Here is a 2,413-nt window from a genome sequence, read left to right as displayed (position 1 = left end):
TCAGATGAAAGCTCATCTAAAATATCCTTCACCTTAATTGATAAATTCTTCCCTGCTGCATTTTCAAATGTCATTACTAATACTTTTTCTAACATACTCTACTCCCCCCTTCTACTATGCTTGCTCTATTAAATCATAATCTTCTTCAGTACTAAAACCTGAAACAGTGTAGTTAAGTAAGCCTTCAATAAGACCTCCAAAACCATATAAATCCTCTGGAGAAACCTCCACATTAATACCTCTAAAACTTTGAGACTTAATAACGTCATTCCCTTTATCATCAGTTCCTTTGGCATAAGATACTTTAAGCGCCACCTTTTCAATTACTTTCTTTATCATATTCAATCACTCCCTTCATAACTTAGATATGCACAAAATAAAAACGTTGCTAAAAAAACTAAAAATTTTTCAAAAAAATAAATAAAAAGTTTTAGACTCATTTACTTTTTATTTAATTTACAGAAAAACCCCATGGCACGGACTAGCTGTTAGCTGTTCCATGCCACGGGGTTTGGATTTTAGTTTATATTTTAATTTTTATATTATTCCACAATCGCTTTAACTTCATCTACAGTCATTTTGCATTCTTTAGCTATTTCTTCTAGACTTTTTCCACTACTTGAAAGCTTAAATATTTTCTTTGTTAATTTAATCCCTTCTTCTCTTCCCTCTTCTTTTAATTCTTTTAACATAAATGCATTATTTGCTACCATAGTTAAAACCTCCTCTCTCTTTGATTCTAATACTTTTGTTGCTGTTTTAGCCAACTTATCTTCAGTAGTATTTTTTATCCAATGTTTTATTGCTTTTAACTCTTCTTCACTCAAACCATCAAAGAATAATGCTATTTCTTTTATTCTATTCAAAAATTCTATCGCTGTTATTTTTTGATCTAATAAAAATATCGCTGATGTTACATTTTTTTGCTCTAATAATTCTTCCTTTGTAAATCCATTATTTATATCAAATATATCATATGTAAAGTTTAAAATTCCACTATGAAATTTTTCCTCACCATAAAACATTTTTCTAAATTCTGTTGGTACATCCCAAACTTGTTTTCCATTATATAAAACTATTGGTATTACTGCTGGTATTTTTATATTTTTATCTGTCTTTTTATGATTTTCATTTTTTGAAAATTCTCTTAAAATTTCTACAGTATAAAATAATAATCTTAATGGCATTCTATAATCTACTCTTGATTGAAACTCCAAAAGTATATAAAATATAGCTTCTGTATCTCCAATTTTTATTTTATAAACTATATCACTTTCTGTTTCTTCATAATCTGATGAAATAAACGACTTATTTACTAGGGTTAAATCTTCTGCTTTCAAGTCTTTCGTAAACTCTTTTTTTACATAATTTTTAAGTAAATCGATTGCTACTTCTTTCTTAGAATATAAATCTTTGTAACTCTTATCATGAATATGATACATATCTTTTTTGATTTTATTCATTATACTATCCTCAACTTTATCTTTTGCTTTAATTATTTACTTATCTTAAAATTCTTATACAGTTTCTTTAATATCATCATTTAAAATATACTTGCATACAAAGTTTTATAAACTCTTTTTTCATAAATCTAAACAAAAAACAGTAGCTTCAATTCATGTATTGAAAGCTACTGTTTTATCTTTTTATTTTTTAAGCTAAATCTAAAATTGTTTTTTCTATTGCTATCACTTCAGCCTTTAAAACCTTTGTTATTGGAGAACCGTCTATTGTGAAGATTCCCTTGGCTTTAATAAAGTTCACAACAGCCTTTACTGATTCAGATGAAAGCTCATCTAAAATATCACTCACCCTAATTGATAAATTCTTCCCTGCTGCATTTTCAAATGTCATTACTAATACTTTTTCTAACATACTCTACTCCCCCTTCTACTATGCTTGCTCTATTAAATCATAATCTTCTTCAGTACTAAAACCTGAAACAGTATAGTTAAGTAAGCCTTCAATAAGACCTCCAAAACCATATAAATCCTCTGGAGAAACCTCCACATTAATACCTCTAAAACTTTGAGACTTAATAACGTCATTCCCCTTATCATCAGTTCCTTTGGCATAAGATACTTTAAGCGCCACCTTTTCAATTACTTTCTTTATCATATTCAATCACTCCCTTCATAACTTAGATATGCACAAAACAAAAACGTTGCTAAAAAAACTAAAAATTTTTCAAAAAAATAAATAAAAAGTTTTAGACTCATTTACTTTTTATTTATTTTACAGAAAAACCCCATGGCACGGACTAGCTTTTAGCTCTTCCGTGCCACGGGGTTTGGATTTTAGTTTATATTTTAATTTTTTATTATTCTCACATTTTCTATAATTCAAACCTTCAAAACTTGCTTACAAGTTCCTCTAATTCTAGATTCTTAATTTTAAATTATCTCTTTAATTA

The 2,413-nt window shown here is 27.8% G+C and carries 4 protein-coding genes; all 4 read right to left on the bottom strand.

The window, feature by feature from the left end:
- Positions 1-114: 114 nt before the first annotated feature.
- Positions 115-339 carry a DUF1659 domain-containing protein gene (locus ACRDDY_RS19515; RefSeq protein ID WP_438566571.1) on the bottom strand — a complete coding sequence of 75 codons (225 nt, stop codon included), beginning with the start codon at positions 337-339 and terminating at the stop codon, positions 115-117.
- A 203-nt stretch (positions 340-542) separates the two neighbouring features.
- Positions 543-1,463 carry an Rpn family recombination-promoting nuclease/putative transposase gene (locus ACRDDY_RS19510; protein WP_438566573.1) on the bottom strand — a complete coding sequence of 307 codons (921 nt, stop codon included), beginning with the start codon at positions 1,461-1,463 and terminating at the stop codon, positions 543-545.
- 190 nt (positions 1,464-1,653) lie between these two features.
- Positions 1,654-1,875 carry a DUF2922 domain-containing protein gene (locus tag ACRDDY_RS19505; RefSeq protein WP_438566572.1) on the bottom strand — a complete coding sequence of 74 codons (222 nt, stop codon included), beginning with the start codon at positions 1,873-1,875 and terminating at the stop codon, positions 1,654-1,656.
- A gap of 18 nt (positions 1,876-1,893) precedes the next feature.
- A complete protein-coding gene (locus tag ACRDDY_RS19500) occupies positions 1,894-2,118 on the bottom strand; it encodes a DUF1659 domain-containing protein (RefSeq protein ID WP_438566571.1) in 225 nt (74 codons plus the stop codon).
- Positions 2,119-2,413: the final 295 nt, after the last annotated feature.

This window comes from Clostridium sp., from assembly GCF_051656525.1.
In the GTDB taxonomy this organism is placed as follows: Bacteria; Bacillota; Clostridia; order Clostridiales; family Clostridiaceae; genus Clostridium.
Note: the sequence above shows the minus strand (reverse complement) of the source record. Positions and strands in the feature narration are given on the sequence as shown.